This window comes from Verrucomicrobium sp. BvORR106 (assembly GCF_000739655.1).
In the GTDB taxonomy this organism is placed as follows: Bacteria; Verrucomicrobiota; Verrucomicrobiia; order Verrucomicrobiales; family Verrucomicrobiaceae; genus Verrucomicrobium.
The window spans coordinates 1-17,874 of the sequence record NZ_BATR01000158.1; the positions used below are offsets into that span (position 1 = coordinate 1).

A 17,874-nucleotide genomic window follows, 5' to 3' on the forward strand; every position below is an offset into this window, starting at 1 on the left:
GGCGGGAGGTCGCGGCCGCGGCACTCGCTGGCGCTTCCGGCCACGTTACCTCGAACTCCATCAGTCCATTGTGGCCGATGTACGCCAACCAGCGGGCCTTCGTCCCAAGCGGCAGTGTGACGTCTGCGCCGTCTGGTCCTTTGACCTGAATGGACTCCGCTCCCCCTTTCCCACCCGCAGCATCCACAAACGCTTGCAGGCAGGGCTTGATCTCACGCCCCCGCCAGGCGTCGGCGACCAAATAAACATCCTTCCGCGAGGCATGGCGGAAGACCACCCGCTCGAGCACCTCAGTCCGCGGACTGGCCACCGCTGGCAGGGACTTCCACGCCTTGCTCGCCCGGAAGCAGGACTTCAACCCATCGGAACAGCCCCAGTAGAGATTCGCGTCTGGCTTGTCGCCATCACCAATTTTCGCCGGCACGGGAATGATGCCCTGCGAGGCGTTGTCACAGAGGGCCACATACACGTGCACCACCTGCACCTCAGCCGGCAGCACGTGAACAAAAAAGAACCCACTCATGAGAGCGAGGAGCAACTGTGGGCAGCGTCTTCTCACTCTCAGAGTGGGTGTCATTTTAGGGAGCTCCCCGGTTACTTGATCTTGGAGAAGTCCACTGGCTTCATGTACACGGACTTCACGCCCTCAGGCTGCGGCACGGTGAGGGAGCCGTTCTTTTCACTCTCGCCTTTGGCCGCGATCCAGACCGGATCGGCGCGGAAGGCGTCGAAAGATGCGAGCCCGGCTTCCTTGCTCTTGTGCGCGAGGATGTAGATGAGCTTGTTGTTGTGACCCTGCTCCACGTCAATGGGTGTCCAGTAGCAGAGGTTGGTCATGCCATGTTTTTCAAACAGCTTGCAGGTGTGGTTCGTGAAACGCGCATGCAGCTCCGGCAGCTTGCCTTCGTTGGTCGTGTAGGTGCGCAGCTCAAACACCCGCTCTGGGTCGCTGGCGGAGACCTTGAGTTCAGGAGAGAACTCCGTGCGGGTCATGAAGATGGATTCTGGTGGCTTGGCCAGGATCTTGCCATTCGCCTCGCTGGCCTCCCGGACCTGCTTCCACGCGGGGTCAGCACCAAAGGTCTTGAACGATTCCTTGGCCGCCTCGCGGCTCTTGTGGGAGAGCACGTAGATAAGGGTGGTGTCCGCGCCGTTCTCCTTGTCCACCGGCACCCAGTATCCGAGGTTCGTCATGCCGTGCTTCTCAAAGAGCGCGCAGGTGTGATCACGGAAGCGCTTCAGCAGGTCAGGCAGCTTGCCTTCGTTGGTGGTATAGATGCGCAGTTCATAGACAGGCTCAGGCTCGGCAGCCTTTGCCGTCGTGGAACCCATTGTTGTCGCCATGGCCAGCCCAACGGCGGCAGCTTGCAAGAGTGATTTCATAGTCGGATTGGATATCAAAACTCAATTCTGCTGATTCTGTTAATTCTGTCTAAAAATCTCTGTCTCCGTGCCCTCGGTGCCTCTGTGGTTGTTTCAAGGCACTTTTCTCTCCCTTCACTTGGCCACCACCCCGCGTTTCTGCTGGAAGAGCCAGTCCCACATCTCCTGGCTGTCATAGGTGACCGTCCAGGAATCGTGTTGCAGGTTGGGATACATGGTGAGCTTCACTGGCGCGCCCAGCTTGCTCAAGGAGTTGTAGATTCGCTGGGAATTGGCAGGCTCCACCACGGGGTCTTTCGCCCCGTGGAATACCCAGATGGGCAGATTCTTGATCTTCTGCGCCATGACAAACTTCACTCCCGCACCGCCACAAATCGGCACGGCGGCAGCAAAGTAATCGGGATAGGCGAAGACGGTGTCCCAGGTGCCAAAGCCACCCATGCTGATGCCAGTGAGATAGATGCGGTCCGTATCCACGGAATAACTGGCCACAATGCTGTCTGTCAGCGCCTTCACGCCGTAGGGGTTCCACACCTCCCCGGAGGGCACCTGTGGGCTCACCACGATAGCGGGAATCTTTTTCCCATTGGCGACCAGCTTGGGAGGACCGTGCTTCTGCAAGCGGCGCAGGTCATCGCCCCGCTCCCCAGCCCCGTGCAGGAAGACCACCAGAGGCCACTTCTTGGCCGGGTCTTTGCCAAAGTCTTCCGGCAGGGAAAGGAGGTACTTGTAACCGACCTTGATGGTCACCTCGCCCTCGAAGGCCTTGGACTCCAGTGCGGGTGAGAGCACCTTGGGAAAATCATCGTCGGCTTGAGCAGAGGCGTCTGGGGGCATGAAGGTGGTGGCGGCGACAACGGACATGGCGATGGCCAGCAACGACGAGGCACGTCGGGATCGCAGAGGGGATGGGTTCATGGTGACAATGTGAGAGTTAATGCCAGGCAGTACGAGCACAAAACAACGTCAGGACGCTATCGACGGTCGGCCACTCCGCTTTTGCGTTCGCCGACACAGATCAGGGACTTGTCGCCGCGGATGAACAGCTGCCCTTCGCTCAGGGCGGGCGAGGCAAAGACCTTCTCCCCCACGTTGCTTTCTGCCACGAGGTCGTAGGTATCGGCTGGCTTGACGACGCGCAACTGGCCGGGGTCATTGATGAAATAGACGCGGCCTTCTGCGCTCACCGGGGAGGCGTGATGCTCACGCACCCGCTCCTCCCACGCGATGCGCCCGGACTTGGCTTCAAAGCAATGGGCTACGCCAGAGTCAGAGACGACCAGGCAGTAGTCGCCTTCTGAGATGGGTGAAGGCACGTAGGAGACGCCCTTGTTGGTGCGCCAGGCGATGTGGGTCTCGGTCACGTTCCCCTTCCCGTCCGGGCGGATGGCCAGGATGTGTTTTTCCGGGAACCCGCCGGTGAGGAAAAGGTAGCCCGACTTGTCATTGTACACCAGGGAGGCCACGAACTGCTCCGTGGGGCCGTCCATCATCCAGATAAGGCTGCCGTCATCGGGATTGTAGCTGGTCACGCACTTGGTGCCGCTCAGGACCATCTGCGTGCGACCGGCCAGCTCGCGGATGATGGGCACCACATAACTGCGGGTGTTGTTGGGCCGCTGGATGCGCCAGAGCTCCCGGCCATCCTGTCGAGCCAGGGCCACGATGTAGCCATCGCCATCGTGGTCACAGTTCACGATGATCTTGTCCTTGTACACAATGGGTGAGCTGCAGAAGCCATGCTTGCTGGAGAAGAGGCCGGGACGCACCTGCCAGATTTGTTTCCCACTGAAGTCATGTGCGGAGACCACCACGGTGCCCTTGGCCACCTCACCTTTCGGGATCTCTTTGCCATCGTTGGCCTTTTGGGTTTCAGCGGTGGGCGTGTTGTCCAGGAAGGCCGTGAAGACCTTTTCGCCGTCCGTCGCGGGCGTGCTGGAGGCGCAGCTGTTCAGGCGATGGGTGGACTCAAGCGGGGCCTTGATCACCGGCACCTGCCAGAGGATCTTGCCCGTAGCCCGATCCAGGCAGATAAGCAGACGTTCCTCCCCCTCTGCCACGGCCGCGACCGTGAAGAGTCGATCCCCCCAGACAATGGGCGAAGCGTGCCCAGCGCCGGGGAGTTCCGTCTTCCAACGGATGCTGCCGTCCTGAACCGCCACTGGGAAGCCATTGTCCGCGCTGGTGCCATCGAGCCGGGGACCCCGCCATTGGGGCCAGTTCTCCGCGTGGGCCAGAGGTGCCGCCGTCATGGTGGCAGCACCGGCGAGGAGGAAAAACTTGAGGGGATTCATGCGAGCAGCGGGACGGTGGTGGTGAGGATGCGGTGGGCGACCTGTCCACAACGCCCCTCCCACGGGCCGACTTTCGCCCAAGCGCTGACGCGGAACATTTATGCCCGCTACACGGGCTATGGCGATTCCAGCACAGCTGGCCGGGAAGTTCAACAAGGTGGTACCAGATGGGAAAATCTTCACGACAGGAAGGTTGAATGCACGAGCGTACTTCCCAAAATAGACCCTCCCCTCTTTTACCCCTTCTATGGTTCGCATGCGCTGGATGATGGCCGGATGGCTGATGTTGTTGACGCTGGGCATGGTTTCCTGCTCTGGCACAAACAATCTGCTCAAGGCCAAACCGGTGCCGCTCTCCGCCTTCATCGAGCACCCCAATGAAATGAAGCCGGACCGCAAGCGGGTGCCATTTCACAAGATCTGGCGGTCCCCGGATCCCGGCGTGCGCGAGCGTGTCGCGGCGAAGAGTGCCATCTACGTGGCCCCGGTGACGCTGAAGTACCTGCGCCCCATCCACAAGGCGCTGATTGAAAAGGAGATCGCCATGGGCAGCATCGAGCGCAAAGAGCGCGAGATGGCGACCCTGCTCCGCAACCAGTTCGCCGTTGCCTTCCAGCGTTCTGAGCAGGCGAGGTATGTGCTGGCCCAGAAGCCCAACGCCAGCTCCGTCACCCTGGAACTGGCGCTGGTGGAGCTGAGCCCTACGAGCCCCAAGGGGAACGCTGTCAAGACGGCGGCCAAGTTCGTGGTGGGGCCCCTAGCAGGCATCGGCGGCATGTTCACGAAGGGCAACATCGCCATTGAGGGCAAGGTGAGGAACTCCACCACTGGTGAGTTGGTCTTTGAGTTCGCCGACAACGAGGCGGATCCCATGACCATGTACAGTCTGGCCGACTACCGCCCGTACGGGCACGCGACCGAGGCCATCCACGCCTGGGCTTCGCAGTTCGAGCTCTTCACCCGGACCGCCCCCGGCGACCGGATTCAGGACACCTTTGCCTTCACGCTGGATCCCCGGTAGCGGGCGGGGCGTAGGCATGCTAAGGATGCCCGCCCCCATGACCCGCCAGGACCTTCGCCAACAACTCGCTGACCTTGATCTCTCTCATCCCCACCGGGCCGACGAAGCGCCCCATCGGGAGAAAATGATCGCGCTGCTCGATGAGCAGGAGGACTGCTTTCACCGCACCTGTCACCCGGCCCATTTCACCGGCAGCGCCCTGGTGGTGAGCGCAGACGGCTCCCGTGCGCTGCTCACCCACCATCGCAAACTTGATTGCTGGCTCCAGTTTGGCGGCCATTGCGATGGGGATGATCACATCCTCCGCGTGGCCCAACGCGAGGCCCTGGAGGAATCTGGCGTGGAAGGACTCGTCGTGGCCTCGCAGCGCCCCTTTGACCTGGACATTCACCCCATCCCCGAGAAGAACGGCGAGCCCGCCCACTGGCACTATGACGTGCGCTACATGTTCATCGCCCCGGAGAACGCCCAGTTTGTCACCAGTGAGGAAAGCCACGAGCTGCGTTGGTTCACGCCGGAGGAAATGCGGCAGTTACCGCTAAGTGAAGGCATGCAACGCCTGGCGACCAAGTGGGAGGCAATTTTGGAGCGGCGATTCGGTAAGAGGTGAATGGTAAATGGTAGGCGGTGGGCTATTGCACTCTCTGGAGCCCTTCAGGCCCGAATCATCATTTCGAAAAAGCTTTGGTTCAAGCCCATAACTACCGCCACGCCCCATCTCAGGAGGAAGCTGTTCGTAGTACAAACTTTAGATTGCTCAGTTGAGCTGGAGTAATGCGAACGGAGTAAACTAAAGTTTGTACTACGAACAGAGCCTCGCCAGCATGGTTAAGTGGCACTTGCCCCCCTGCAAGCGGCGGCAGGACACAGCACAGGATCAACACGGATCACCGCCGCCGACCCAGCGCATACAGGTTGAGCCGTATTCGCGAGGGCCTACGGTCCTGGCACGTCAGCCCCCGCCCAGGGCATGACGTCCCAGAGCTGCCATGTGCTATCGTGCTCAATTCCGCGCTGGAGAACGATAAGATAGTACTGGCTGTGGGGACCTTCCGGTTGGGATACCAGCGGTCCCCTTTCCACGCGGAGACCCACCAACGCACCTCGATGAAATAACAGATCCATATTCCAGGATTCCACCTGGTCGGACTTTCGGGTTTCCCAGCCCTGGGGCAGAGCCGCCTCCGTCCGACGTGCAGGATGAAACAACTGCTTGCAGGCCTCCACATCCCCTTTGGCCACGGCATCCGACCAAGACTTCACCAAGGCAACCATCGGGGGAGTGACGCCTCGTGCCAGGCGCTCCGAAGGATCCACCGCTTCTTGCGCCGCAGCAAGCAGACCGAGGCTCATGGCCTTGATGTTGGACCGGTCCCACCGGTACTGTGGACTCCCGCCTTTTTCACCGGCAATGGTAGCGACGTAATTCCACACGTCTTCAGTCACCATCCCGGCCACGGCCGCAGCAGGGGCCGCCCCATGACCCATCTTTTGCTCCAGCGAGAGGAACGCTACCAGAGTCACAATCGCCACCGCATCGTCTCGTTTGACGGATTTGAGTACCCCCAGGATCTCTTCCCCTACCTTACGGGCTTCGGCCTTCAATCCGGGTGTCTCGATGTACTTCTGCACGGAGGCCACCGCTGCATCGGTTCCCGAGGTTGCCTGGAGCTTAAGCACTTCCAGACAGTACTTGAGGGAGTCAGAGCCCAGGAGTTCGTCCAGCTTCCGGGCATGCTCCTCTGCCTGTTTGAAGGCATTGTCCTTCAGGGCAGATTGCAGCTTGCTCAGTTCATCTGGCATGATCTTCAGTCCCAGTGCTTCCAGCTGCTTCTCTGCCGCACTGCCAGGGGAAATTTCCGGCTTACCTGCTTCGGCATTTCCGGCAGGTGCCCAGGATTTCACGGTGGCGGCCACCTTGTCCATTCCGCCCTTGGCCCACCCGGAGAGCGCATCCTGCCAACTCTCTGTTGCAGGGAGCCCAGCGGGTGTCGCGGAGGGTTTCGCTGTTTCTGCGACCGGTCCGGTGGCCGGGCCAGGTGCGATCTTCTCCGGTGCCTGGGCCTCTGTCACGCCAGCGATCGCCATGGACGCAAGCACTGTGATGACCTTATGCGCCGCCAAAGGTCCACGCTTCTGTGAAAGAGCACTAGTCCACATGCTGGAAGTATGACAAACCCGTCCTCATTCACAAGCCAGCAGGCAGATTTTTGATGCCCAGCAGACTCAATCATTGCCATCCGATGCCTCTGGTCGAGATTCACTTTCGGGATGACTTTCCCGGAGAAGGAGCACGTTGCAAAAGTGCCGTGTAACCGTGTCATACACAGCTGCGACGCCAAATGTGCCAAAAAGGATGGCAAGACGAGGTAGAATCCCGTCGGAGAGTAGCAAAAGGCCAAACCCGCTGAGTCCCGCCATCGTCATCCCTACGATGAAGCTGGGACGTCGTCGAAAGACCCGAAGCTCGCGCTGCCAGATCTCTGTGAAGATTTGACGATCTTTGGGATCACTCGGGACAGGAGGAAGGAAGCTCATAGTTGTTTGATCGAGGTTTTGCCATCCCAAGAGCTGTCACCTACTTGTAAGCCACCACCGCGCTCGACGGCCCAGCCAGGTGGATGACGTCAAACCGCTTGAACCCGACCTCGCCACACCAGCCCCGGAAGTCGGCAGCGGAGTAATCAAACGCGTCGCCAAACTCGATGAGCATGTTCAGCGACATGAGCAACCCCTGAACGTTCTCACGCCGGGCATCATCGATGAGCGCCTCTATGGCCACGAAAGCACCGCCGCGAGGCAGGGCCTCGTAGGCAGCGCGGATCAAGTGCATCTTTTTCTCCAGATTCCAGTCATGCAAAATCATTCCCATCGTGATCACGTCCGCCTTGGGCAGCGGATCGACAAAGAAGTCGCCCGAAGCCGTCTGAATGCGGTCGCTCAGGCCAGCATCTGTAATGTGCCGCTGCGCGATGGGAGCCACCTCAAGCAGATCGAAGCTGGTACAGAGCAACTGCGGATGTCTCCGAGCCGCTTCGATGCAGAGCAGCCCGGTGGCACCTCCCACATCACAGAGCGTCTTGTAGCTGGAGAAGTCGAACTTTTCCGCCAGGGCTTCAAAGTTGACACGGGAGATTCCCGTCATCGCCCCCATGAACTGCTCCAGTCTCGCCGGCTCGGAGTAGAGCACCTCAAACATCCCCTTCTCCCCGTGCTTGATTTCGTTCTGCGGCTTCCCGGTGCGCAACGCCTCTGGCAGATCATTCCAGAACCTAAAGAGTCGCGCGTTCAGCATGATCATGATGCCGCCGATATAGCGAGGGCTGCCCTCGTCGAGGAAGTGAGATCCTCCTGGTGTATTGAGGTAGACGGCGTTCCGGCCATCGCCCTCACGATCCAGAAACTTCATGGCCACCAGCGCATCAAAGAAGTCTGCGATCCCACGCGGATGCATCTCCAGCTCTGCGCCGAGCTCGGCCCCCGTGAGACGGCGATCCGCCAGTTTTGTGAACAAACGCAGCTCAACCGCGGTAAGCAGTACCTTCGAGTTCCAGAATCCAAAGGCGGTTTGCAAAATGAGTGATGGATCAAGCGGTGCGTTCATAAGAGAAAAACGTGCGGTTGCGATGGCGGATAAATCCAGGAGTCAGACGATTCGCAACGCAGCAGGGGGCACCCCGATCGAACACGTCAGTGAGCCGGTTTTACGCGGGTTTAATCCCCGCCACAATGATTTTCCAGCGCCCCTTTGGCGGTTGCCCTATCACAGGTTCCCTTCAAGTTCATGGTGACAGGCATCGCAGTCACCTCAGAGAAGCTCCCAGCCAAGAGCGAAACCTTCACTTGTCCGGCCAGGGTGTCACCTCCCCTATGTACCAGCCATCCGGCTTGTATGTCTGGGGGGCGAAGAAGGACGAGGCATCGACGCCCAGCTGATGTCTCGGGTCGCGCCACCGCGCCGCACGAGCAGCCCAACCATGCCATCCTCCTCGAACAGGTGGTTCACCGTTCTCCACCCGGGCTCACTTGGGGCGCCTACCCACCTGTCTTATCATCTCTGACGCTCTCTAAGTTTTCATCGGCATTCTTCGATGCCTCCCACACCCGATAAACGCCGCGGGCTTCCGCGCGATCAATGAACCGAAAGATGACAGCCAGTCCCCTATACCAAATCCAGGCGACGATCAAAAATGGCAAAAAGCCCAGGAGTGCCGGGGCCAATCCTCCAACTATGGGAAGATCCTCCCACCGGTCGAAAGGCACATGATCGCGCACCCAACGCACACCTGAGCTACCATAAGCGTAGACGCACAGGACGACGGGCATCATGAGCACCGTGGCAAGATAGCGATACCACCGCAAGAACGCTGCGACGGCGAGACTGCCAAGTATTCCCGCCGGGATGGCCACAAACAACAGATGCCATCCTCGTGACGAGACATCGATGCTATCAGCTTGCGAAAAGTACAACCGACGCACGCCCTCCACCAGAATCCACCCTCCATATCCGCCCGCAAACACAATGACCAGCCAGCGAAGCAGCGTGGTAATGATGGACAAACGGTTTGGCATATTGTCCGTTTCACTACCCTCTGAAGACAATTCGCACAATCGTAAATGTGCGGATGCGGAGGGCCCTCAGCAGGGAGGTTCCGATCAGGACGGCGACACAGTCTTCAGCGACTCCACCGCAGCGGGCAGCGGGGTGACCCATCCGCGATTCCCTTCGCCTTTGGTCACAGCATTGCCTCCCAGCAGGATCTTCCCACCCGGCACCTCGACGATACCGAGTGCAGCGTTCGCGTTGGTCTTGCCCAGAAAGCTGAAGGAGGCATCCGCACGGAGAAGTTCCGGCGGCTTGCCATAGCAGCCGAACCACCACTCCCCCTTGATCCAAGCCAGGGTCTGCACGCCCATGAGCGTGTAACCGCTGGCGAGCACGTGACGCTTCACGAACTTAAACTCCTTGTCGTACTCATAGACATAGTTCTCGTTGATCCCCGGCGGCAACCCGCCCACGACATAGAACTTCCCCTCGCGGAAAGCCATGCCGCCGGCCCCATGCACCGCATCGGGCACGGCATGACGCGACAGCTCCGCGAGCGTTTCCGCATCGTACACGAACACCCAGGAGTCAGCCTTGCCCGCGGGCTGGTTGAACTTGCCCAGGTTCACCGCGACATAGATTTTTCCGTCCACGTGGCAGAGATCACCATGATGGTCCGCAGCAGGGATGGACTTGAGGATGCGCCCATTCAGATCTGTCTTCACCAACGCCTCCGTCCAGCTCCAGTAGATGGCGTCTCGGTCGTTGGTGCAGATCCCCTGAAGGTGGCGAGGATAGACGCCTTCGCACTTGGCGTCGTGAAACCCGGTGCCGGAGGAGGATTGGGCAAGAGCCAGGGTATAAGGAGACAACACGGCCATAGCCGCACCCGCGCTGGCAGTACTGAGAAAATGGCGACGAAGCATGGGAGGTTATACGTCGGGAGTTGGAGGAGTCTCTCGGATGGCTACGGGGGAGACACAAGACGCAAGATCTGAGGTCAGGGGCGAGCGAAGGTCGGGGATCGCAAGCCCCTTCCGCTCCCAAGCCACCCCAGGCCCCCAACACCTGATCCTGCACAGCAGGATTTTGGGACTGCGGTGAGCATCACCCCTTTGGGGAGTCCTGTGTCGCGCAAATGTCACTCGACCGCCAACGAAGCCCGCGACCGGCCACGCTGGCCCTGCTGAGGAGCGAAGGGTTCAAGAACATCACTAGGGGTACCAAAGCGGCGGTTCCCGCGCGCACTCCAAAGATGCTTCGCATCCAGGTGATGGCCGCTCTTCCTCTAATAGCTCGTCACACGGCCACTGACGCCCTGAGTCACTCCCCCCGAGCATCACCGGCTTACCGCCTCACTGAATTACCGGTTTACTGAATTACTGAATCACCGAATTACCGACTTACAGCCATTTGCTCACGTCCGGCACCATGAAGTCCATCATGCGGCCCAGCAACGCCTCGACATCACGGTCCACCAGCAGCAAGCCGTGGTGCTCGGGGTGGAGGAGCTCGTTGTCCACCATGGCGTCCAGCATCTTCACCAGGGGATCATAATAACCGGCCACGTTGAGAAGGCCAACGGGCTTGGTGTGGAAACCGAGTTGGAGCCAGGCGAGCACTTCGAACAGCTCTTCCAGGGTCCCATAGCCGCCGGGCAGCACCAGGAAGCCGTCGGCGTGGTCCATCATGGCCTGCTTGCGCTCGTGCATGGTCTCCACCTCGATCAGCCGGGTGACGCCGCGGTGTTCCTTCTCCAGCTCGACGAGCTTTTTCGGGATGACGCCGATCACCTCCCCGCCCTGGGCGAGCGCCGCATCCGCCACCACGCCCATCAGCCCCACGCTGCCGCCGCCGTACACCATGCCCAGACCGCTGCGCGCCAGCTTGGCCCCGACCTCCGCCGCCACCTCGGCAAAAACCGGATTGTTTCCGAAACTGGACCCACAATAGACACAGACGCGATGCATGGCTCGATCCATGATGATCGAACCGTGGTCATCCGGCAACCGCGAATGCGAAGCAGCCATCTCTCTCCGATCTGGCCCAAGAAATCGCGCCGGTCTCCGTAATCCCAAGTGTCGAACTCTCTCTGCCAGATGTCCTCCCCACCCAGGCTGCAAAAAGGCCAACAACCCGCGTCACAACCGGGCTAGAAGTGACAAAAATGGGTGAATGTCTGCCATCGTCAACGACGTCCGATTCTGCTAGGCTTTGCCAAACGCTATTTTCTCCATGAAAACCCGAGCATTCGTTGCTGCGCTTTGCGCGCTCTTTGCGGGCTTCGCGCCTGTTCCGGCCTCCGCCGTGGAACTTGTCATCGAGCCTGACACCCTGTCACCGTCCACCACCGTCGAGCTGCGATTCGACACGCCCATGGTGGGTAAGGATCGCGTGGGCTCCGTGGAGCAGGCGTCCCCCCTGGTGGCCGCCCCGGCAGTGAAAGGCGAGTTCCGCTGGACCAGCTCCCGCAGCGGGCAGTTCCGCTTCCTCCAGCCGCCCTCGTTCGCCACGAGCTACAAGTTTGCCCTGCGTCCGGGGATGAAAGATGTCGAAGGGACCGCCGTGGAGGCGACGGACTTGGGCGAGTTCGCCACCGAGGGGCTCAAGGTGGCCGATGAATGGCGGGCCTACCCCTACTACTCCGGCGACTCCGCCCAGCGCACCCCGTTTTACATCCTGCAGTTCAACGACCGGGTGAACCCCGCGGAGATTGCGAAGCAGGCCTACTTCGTGAGCAAGTCCAGCCCCACCCGCGTGCCGGCCACGGTGCGGCTGGCGACGGGGAAGGACTTCAAGAAGCAATACCACGCGGAGCTGGTGCAGACCTGGGACGAGCAGATCAGCGGCACGAAGCCCAAGATCGGCCTGACCGACACCCGGCCCAATGCGATCGTGCTGGAAACAGCGACTCCCCTGCCCATCGGCCAAGACTGGCAACTGGTGCTGCCGGCGACCATCTCCAATGCTACGGGCAATGCCACGCTGGAGGGTGAGGACACCCGCACCTGGGGCAACATCCTCCCGCTGGGCATCAAGCGCCTCGTGGCCGAGCCTCACTTTGACCGGCCGCACTCGATCGACATCCTCTTCAACAAGGCGATCAGCAGCAATGAAATCCCGCCTGCCCAGGCAGCCCAGCGGATCGCCCCCTTCATCCATGTGGAGCCGCCCGTACCGGGCCTGAAGGTGGAGGCCAGCTATCAATCGGTCGCCATCACGGGTGAGTTCACCCTGCACCAGCCCTACACGGTGACGCTGGCCGCCGGATTCCCTGGAGCCGATGGCCTGGCCCTCGCCACGCGCTCGAAGGACACCGTGACCTTCCAGCCCAGCCCGGTCTATGTCTCCACCACCGCCACCACGAACACCCAGCTCTCCTCGGGCAAGGGGATCTTCGATGTCTATGCCGCGAACTACAAGGATCTGCGCCTGCGCGTGAAGCAACTCTCCGATGGCGAACTGTTGAAGGCCCGGGCCCTCTACGAGGAAAGCTATGATCCACATGCGACGGACACGAACAAGTCCGCCCAGAAGGTGAAGGACAACCCATTCGAGAGCTTCCCCGGCACGGTCATCTACGACCAGACCTATGCGAATGACAAGCCCCTCCAGCAGGCCACCTATATGGAGCTGAAGTGGAAGGACATCCTGGGCCAGCGCCCCGCTGCCCCGGTGTTCATCGAACTGCTGGCGACCTCCCAGGATCAGGCTCCGGGAGGCACCATCGTGAACCGCGCGATTGTAGAGTTCACCGACATCGGCCTGCTGGTGAAGGGCACGGACCAGGAGGCGCTGATCTATGCGTTCTCGCTGAAGACCGGTCAACCGCTCACCGGGGTGCAGCTCACGCTGGCCGATGCGCAGCGCGGATTCCTGAAAGTGGCGCAGACGGACGCGCAAGGATTCGCCAAAGTGCCGTCCAAAGGGGCTGAGTGGGTGCTGGCCACCAAGGACCAGGACTGTACCTCCATGAACCTCGGCAGCCGCGGCGACCGCATCGGCATGTGGGGTCACGGCATCAACATCGCGTGGGAATCCCCCTTCCGCGACCGGTTCGAGACCTTCATCTTCTCCGACCGCCCGGTGTACAAGCCCGGTGACACGGCGCACGTGAAGGCCATCACCCGGCATCGCAATGGTGACTCGCTCACCCTGGGCGGCAAGCCCGCCACCGCCACCATGGTGCTGACGGACGAGCGCAACCGCTCGGTGCAGACGAAGCCCGTCACCTTCACCGCCAATGGTACCTGGGCGGATGACATCACCTTCCCGGACAGCACCACGGGCTGGTACAGCCTGCGACTGGAGTTCCCCAAGACGGACGCCACGGGCAATCCCCTGCCGGCCGCCGCCAACGAGGACGATGAAGACGCCCAGATCGCCAACCTGGAACTGCGTGTGGATGACTACAAGCCCAACACGTTCGAGGTAAAACTGGAAGGCAACCGCAACCGTCAGCTCGGCGACCGGGTGAAGGTGCCGCTCACGGCCAAGTACTACATGGGCAAGGCCCTCTCCTCCGCCAAGGTGAGCTGGAGCGCCAGCCTGGCGGAAGACTACGTGCCCCCCACCGAGTGGGCGGACTACCACTTCGGAGATGCGCCGGCTTTCTGGCACTACGGCCAGAAGGATCGCGATGACGAGACCGCCGACAGCGACGAGGAAGAGTCCCAGTTCAGCTGGGGCGCTCACGGTGAGCTGACGCTCAATGACGATGGCACCGTGGATATCGAGATGCCCGCCCCTCCCCTGCACAAGGCCTCCCTGCCGCAGACAGTGAGCATCTATGCGGATGTGACTGACGTGAACCAGCAGACGATCTCCAGCACGACGGAGTTCAAGCTCCCCGGGGCCGACTTCATCGTGGGAGCCAAGAAGCAGAGCTGGTACGCCACCGCTGGCAAGTCATTCTCCTTTGAGCTGGCCGCCATCACGCCCCAGGGTCAGAGCTTCACCGCGCCCGTCGGCGTGGATGTGAAGGTGGAACGCATGGAGTGGAACACGGTGCGCGTGGAAGGCGCGGGCGGGGCCATCACCACCAAGAACCAGTCCAGGATCATCGACGAACTGAAGACCTCCGTGCAGCTCAGCAGCAGCAATGGCCGCGCCAGCGCGGGCACCCTGAGCTTCACGCCGAAACAAGGCGGCACTTATTTCCTCACGGCTACCGCCACGGATGCCCAGGGTCGCACCGTGCTCACGCGGGTGCCCTTCTACGCCGTGGGCGGCACAGGGTTCCCCTGGTCCTGGGAAGATGGCAGCCGCATCACGCTGCAGCCGGACAAGACGACCGTGAAGCCGGGTGAAGAAGTCAGCATCGTGGTGAAGACACCCTTCGCCGGGCAGGCCCTGGTGACGGTGGAACGCAACAGCGTGCTGCGCCATCTGGTGGCCCCCGTTTCGCCGGAGAACCCGGTGGTGAAGTTGAAGATGACCGACGAAGACGGCCCGAATGCCTTTGTCTCCGTGATCGTCATGCGCGGCGCGGCCGCCAGCCCCCAGCCGGACCCCATGCCGGAATACAAAGTGGGCTACTGCGAGCTGACCGTGCCCTCGGACAAGAAGCGCCTCTTTGTGGAAGCCAAGCCCTCCAGCGACACCGTGCGCCCGGGTGAGGAGCTCAGCGTGACCGCCACGGTGACGGATGCTGGGAAACAACCGGTGGCCGGAGCCGATGTCACCCTGTATGCCGTGGACGAGGGCGTGCTGAGCCTGATGAGCTACCTCACGCCGCAGCCGTTTGAGTTCTTCCACATGCCCATGGCGCTGGCCGTGAACAGCTACAGCACCCTGGACTCCCTGCTGGAAGAGGCCATGGACGACCGCTACCGCGGGAACAAGGGCATTGTCATCGGTGGGGGCGGCGACGATGCCGACCCGAGCGCCGCCTTGCGCAAGAACTTCGTGGCCACCGCCCTGTGGAGCGCGACGCTCACCACCGACGCCCAAGGCAAGGTGAACGCCACCTTCAAGGCCCCGGACAGCCTCACCCGCTATCGCATCATGGCGGTCGCCGCCAAGGATGCCGACCGCTTTGGCAGTGGTGAATCGAAGTTCGTGGTGAACAAGCCCCTCATGGTGGAGCCGGTAGTGCCGCGCTTTGCCCACCTGGGTGATGAGATCCTCATCAAGGGGATCGTGCACAACACCACGCCGCATGATGGCAGTGTGGAGCTCGAACTGACGCTGGATGACAATGCCATCCTCATCACCGAGCAGCGTCCGTTCGCCCTCGTGGGGGTGCGGAACCGGATCACCATGAATGCCAGCCGCAGCGAGCGCCGCCCCATCACCTTGAAGGCGGGCGAAACCGCCGTGGTCGCCTTCCCGGTGCGCTTTGTGAAGACCGGCACCACCACGTGGAAGTGGCAGGTGCGGACCACCACCTGGGCTCCCGGGGCTCCGGCCTTGAGCGATGCGGTGGAGAGCAAGTTCGAGGTAAATTCCCCGATCCCCGCGCTGCGTGAGGTGCAATACTTTGAGCTGACGTCCGCTTCGGCCAGCCAGAACCTGCTGCAACGGATCAATCCCCAGCTGCTGGAGAGCGAAGGCGATCTGAACCTGAGCTTCAGCCAGAGCCGTCTCTATGAGGCACGCGATGCGCTGGACCAGACGCTGCACTACCCCTACGGCTGTGTGGAGCAGACCAGCTCCGCCACCCTGCCCTGGCTGGCACTCTCCCGCTATGAGGCCATGTTCCCGGATCTGCTGCAGAAGGCGAAGGCGAACGACGCCATCAGCAAAGGCGTGCGCCGCCTCTTGGCCATGCAGACGGATTCTGGCGGCCTCTCCTACTGGCCCGGCGGGGACACCCCCGTGTACTGGGGCAGCGCTTATGGCGCCTTCGTCCTGATGAAGGCCAAGGAATGGGGTGTGCCAGTACCGCAGGATTCCCTGGACAAGCTCACCGACTACCTCTCCAAGGGACTGCGGGAGTTTGACCTCGCCGCGAGCACGGAGAACGAGAAGCTGACCGACGCCGCCATGGGCCTGTACGTGCTGGCCAAGGCAGGCAAGACGGAGCCCGCCTATGCCACGCTGCTCTTCCAGCGTCGTGAGAAGCTGCCCGAGACGGCACGCCTCTACCTGGCGCTCTCCATGTGCCTCAACAACGGAGCTCCCCGCCAGATCGCCGAGCTGATCAAGGCTCCCGCCAAGCGCACCCCGCAGCATCGCTACTGGGCAGCACCTGAGCTGGCCCATCCGCTGCGCCTCCTGGTGGCCACCCACCTGGGCATGAAGGCTGAGGCACAAGCCGCCGCCACGGAACTGCTGCGCACCCGCACGGGTCGCGGTGACTGGGGCACGACCTTTGGCAACGCCTGGAGCCTGCTGGCCCTGAGCGCCGCCGAGCGTCCCGCCAAGGATGCCGCTCCCAACCCGCTCACACTGGTGGCCAACTGGCAGGGCACGCCCAACCAGGTGGTTCTGGGAGACAACCTGGCCAGCCAGGCCATCCAGTTCCCGCTGAAGCGCAACGGCGGCCCCGCCCCGCTCAGCGTGGCCCTGCCGGACACCCGCCCGGTGATGGGTCGTCTGGAAGTGAAGTCCTATCCGGATCTGAAGACCTTCCAGCCAGTGTCCAAGGGGTTCACCATCCGCCGCAAGTACGAGCGACTCACCCCCATCGGCACCCGTGAGGCGGCCAAGAACCTCCGCGTGGGTGACCTGATCGTGGTGACCCTCGACATCACCGTGGACAAGGCGAACCGCTACATGGCTATCAACGATCCGCTGCCCAGCGTGTTCGAACCCGTGAACCCGGAGTTCGTCACCCAGAACCAGCGCCAGAATGAAGAAGGCGAAGACAATGCCTGGTTCTGCGACCATCGCGAACTCCGCAGCGACCGTGCGCTCTTCTTCACGAACGACGCCACGGAGCAGGGTCAGTTTGAGCTGAAGTACCTGGCCCGTGTCATCGCTGAAGGTGATGTCATCGTCCCCCCCACCCGCATCGAGGCCATGTATGAACCCAATCACTACGGCCTCGGTGAGATTCAGCGCGTCATGACCCTGCCCATGGGTGATGGCAGCGATGTGGTGGCGAGGTAGGACCGGCCCGCTCTGCGGGAGATACAAGACTGGAAGACACAAGACCCAAGACTTGAGCTCACAGGTATAAGTATAAATTGACGGCCACAGTGCCCGGGTGTGATTCGCCCGGGCATTGGGTGGCTAGGACAGAATACAACCGAAGGACATCTCTCGATGAAACTGGCATCGTTGCCCACAGAAGAGCCAGGTTGGTTCGTGGGCAGAGAACTGGTGTCCCTTCAAGGCAGTTGCGGTGGGAGTGCTGGGCGGTCACATGCACGCCGATATTGCGCGCGCCTCTCTTCCACTTCCGGACCGACGGGGACCGTCGGACTACTCCTGAAGCGACGCACGGGTGTAGTCCGACGGTCCCCGTCGGCTCAGTCGCCGCAGGGCCGCACGCCCAATTCACCTGCGCCCAGCCATCGCCCCCTGCAGCCTGCGCTTCTCTCGCCACGTACTGAAGCAGCTCGCGGAGGTCGCCGGTTGGTTCCGTGTTACCGTAGGAACGTACGGACCAACGCGGGCGGATGCGGCGAGCGGCCAAAGACGCCACCGCATTTCTCAAGCCTCACCTCCGCTGCCGGACCGAC

The 17,874-nt window shown here is 61.5% G+C and carries 11 protein-coding genes and 1 pseudogene; 3 read left to right on the forward strand and 9 right to left on the reverse strand.

Translation table 11 applies throughout. From position 1 onward, the window contains the following. The 4 genes and pseudogenes from BV106_RS27635 to BV106_RS27650 form a co-directional block, all read right to left on the reverse strand. A pseudogene (locus BV106_RS27635) lies at nucleotides 1-523 on the reverse strand (hypothetical protein); the annotation flags it as partial. A gap of 71 nt (nucleotides 524-594) precedes the next feature. Next, entirely contained in the window at nucleotides 595-1,383 is a 789-nt protein-coding gene (locus tag BV106_RS27640; RefSeq protein WP_038170191.1) for an NIPSNAP family protein, read from the reverse strand. A gap of 114 nt (nucleotides 1,384-1,497) precedes the next feature. Then, on the reverse strand, nucleotides 1,498-2,301 hold the full coding sequence (locus BV106_RS27645; RefSeq protein WP_265596134.1) for a prolyl oligopeptidase family serine peptidase: 804 nt from the start codon (nucleotides 2,299-2,301) through the stop codon (nucleotides 1,498-1,500). A 56-nt stretch (nucleotides 2,302-2,357) separates the two neighbouring features. Continuing rightward, on the reverse strand, nucleotides 2,358-3,677 hold the full coding sequence (locus tag BV106_RS27650; protein ID WP_038170193.1) for a PQQ-binding-like beta-propeller repeat protein: 1,320 nt from the start codon (nucleotides 3,675-3,677) through the stop codon (nucleotides 2,358-2,360). Between the two features lie 247 nt (nucleotides 3,678-3,924). On the opposite strand from BV106_RS27650, the gene BV106_RS27655 reads away from it, so the two are divergent. Then, entirely contained in the window at nucleotides 3,925-4,698 is a 774-nt protein-coding gene (locus BV106_RS27655) for a DUF3313 family protein (RefSeq protein ID WP_038170194.1), read from the forward strand. 37 nt (nucleotides 4,699-4,735) lie between these two features. Beyond that, entirely contained in the window at nucleotides 4,736-5,308 is a 573-nt protein-coding gene (locus BV106_RS27660; RefSeq protein WP_265596135.1) for an NUDIX hydrolase, read from the forward strand. Between the two features lie 326 nt (nucleotides 5,309-5,634). On the opposite strand, the gene BV106_RS27665 is transcribed toward BV106_RS27660, so the two are convergent. The 5 genes from BV106_RS27665 to BV106_RS27685 form a co-directional block, all read right to left on the reverse strand. Continuing rightward, nucleotides 5,635-6,786: a hypothetical protein gene (locus BV106_RS27665; RefSeq protein WP_038170197.1), complete on the reverse strand. Its 1,152-nt coding sequence runs from the start codon at nucleotides 6,784-6,786 to the stop codon at nucleotides 5,635-5,637. 490 nt (nucleotides 6,787-7,276) lie between these two features. Then, nucleotides 7,277-8,302: a methyltransferase gene (locus BV106_RS27670; protein ID WP_038170198.1), complete on the reverse strand. Its 1,026-nt coding sequence runs from the start codon at nucleotides 8,300-8,302 to the stop codon at nucleotides 7,277-7,279. Between the two features lie 431 nt (nucleotides 8,303-8,733). Then, on the reverse strand, nucleotides 8,734-9,258 hold the full coding sequence (locus BV106_RS27675) for a hypothetical protein (protein WP_265596136.1): 525 nt from the start codon (nucleotides 9,256-9,258) through the stop codon (nucleotides 8,734-8,736). A 96-nt stretch (nucleotides 9,259-9,354) separates the two neighbouring features. Then, entirely contained in the window at nucleotides 9,355-10,170 is an 816-nt protein-coding gene (locus BV106_RS27680) for a hypothetical protein (RefSeq protein ID WP_051946414.1), read from the reverse strand. Between the two features lie 477 nt (nucleotides 10,171-10,647). After that, nucleotides 10,648-11,214 carry a TIGR00730 family Rossman fold protein gene (locus BV106_RS27685; protein ID WP_038170206.1) on the reverse strand — a complete coding sequence of 189 codons (567 nt, stop codon included), beginning with the start codon at nucleotides 11,212-11,214 and terminating at the stop codon, nucleotides 10,648-10,650. 265 nt (nucleotides 11,215-11,479) lie between these two features. On the opposite strand from BV106_RS27685, the gene BV106_RS27690 reads away from it, so the two are divergent. Continuing rightward, a complete protein-coding gene (locus tag BV106_RS27690; protein ID WP_038170200.1) occupies nucleotides 11,480-17,299 on the forward strand; it encodes an alpha-2-macroglobulin family protein in 5,820 nt (1,939 codons plus the stop codon). Nucleotides 17,300-17,874 lie beyond the last annotated feature (575 nt).

Coding starts and splice junctions, on each gene's coding strand:
- BV106_RS27640 (WP_038170191.1), bottom strand. CDS start 1,383: ATGAAATCACTCTTGCAAGCTGCCGCCGTTGGGCTGGCCATGGCGACA.
- BV106_RS27685 (WP_038170206.1), bottom strand. CDS start 11,214: ATGCATCGCGTCTGTGTCTATTGTGGGTCCAGTTTCGGAAACAATCCG.
- BV106_RS27665 (WP_038170197.1), bottom strand. CDS start 6,786: ATGGCGATCGCTGGCGTGACAGAGGCCCAGGCACCGGAGAAGATCGCA.
- BV106_RS27670 (WP_038170198.1), bottom strand. CDS start 8,302: ATGAACGCACCGCTTGATCCATCACTCATTTTGCAAACCGCCTTTGGA.
- BV106_RS27655 (WP_038170194.1), top strand. CDS start 3,925: ATGGTTCGCATGCGCTGGATGATGGCCGGATGGCTGATGTTGTTGACG.
- BV106_RS27645 (WP_265596134.1), bottom strand. CDS start 2,301: ATGAACCCATCCCCTCTGCGATCCCGACGTGCCTCGTCGTTGCTGGCC.
- BV106_RS27650 (WP_038170193.1), bottom strand. CDS start 3,677: ATGAATCCCCTCAAGTTTTTCCTCCTCGCCGGTGCTGCCACCATGACG.
- BV106_RS27680 (WP_051946414.1), bottom strand. CDS start 10,170: ATGCTTCGTCGCCATTTTCTCAGTACTGCCAGCGCGGGTGCGGCTATG.
- BV106_RS27660 (WP_265596135.1), top strand. CDS start 4,736: ATGACCCGCCAGGACCTTCGCCAACAACTCGCTGACCTTGATCTCTCT.
- BV106_RS27690 (WP_038170200.1), top strand. CDS start 11,480: ATGAAAACCCGAGCATTCGTTGCTGCGCTTTGCGCGCTCTTTGCGGGC.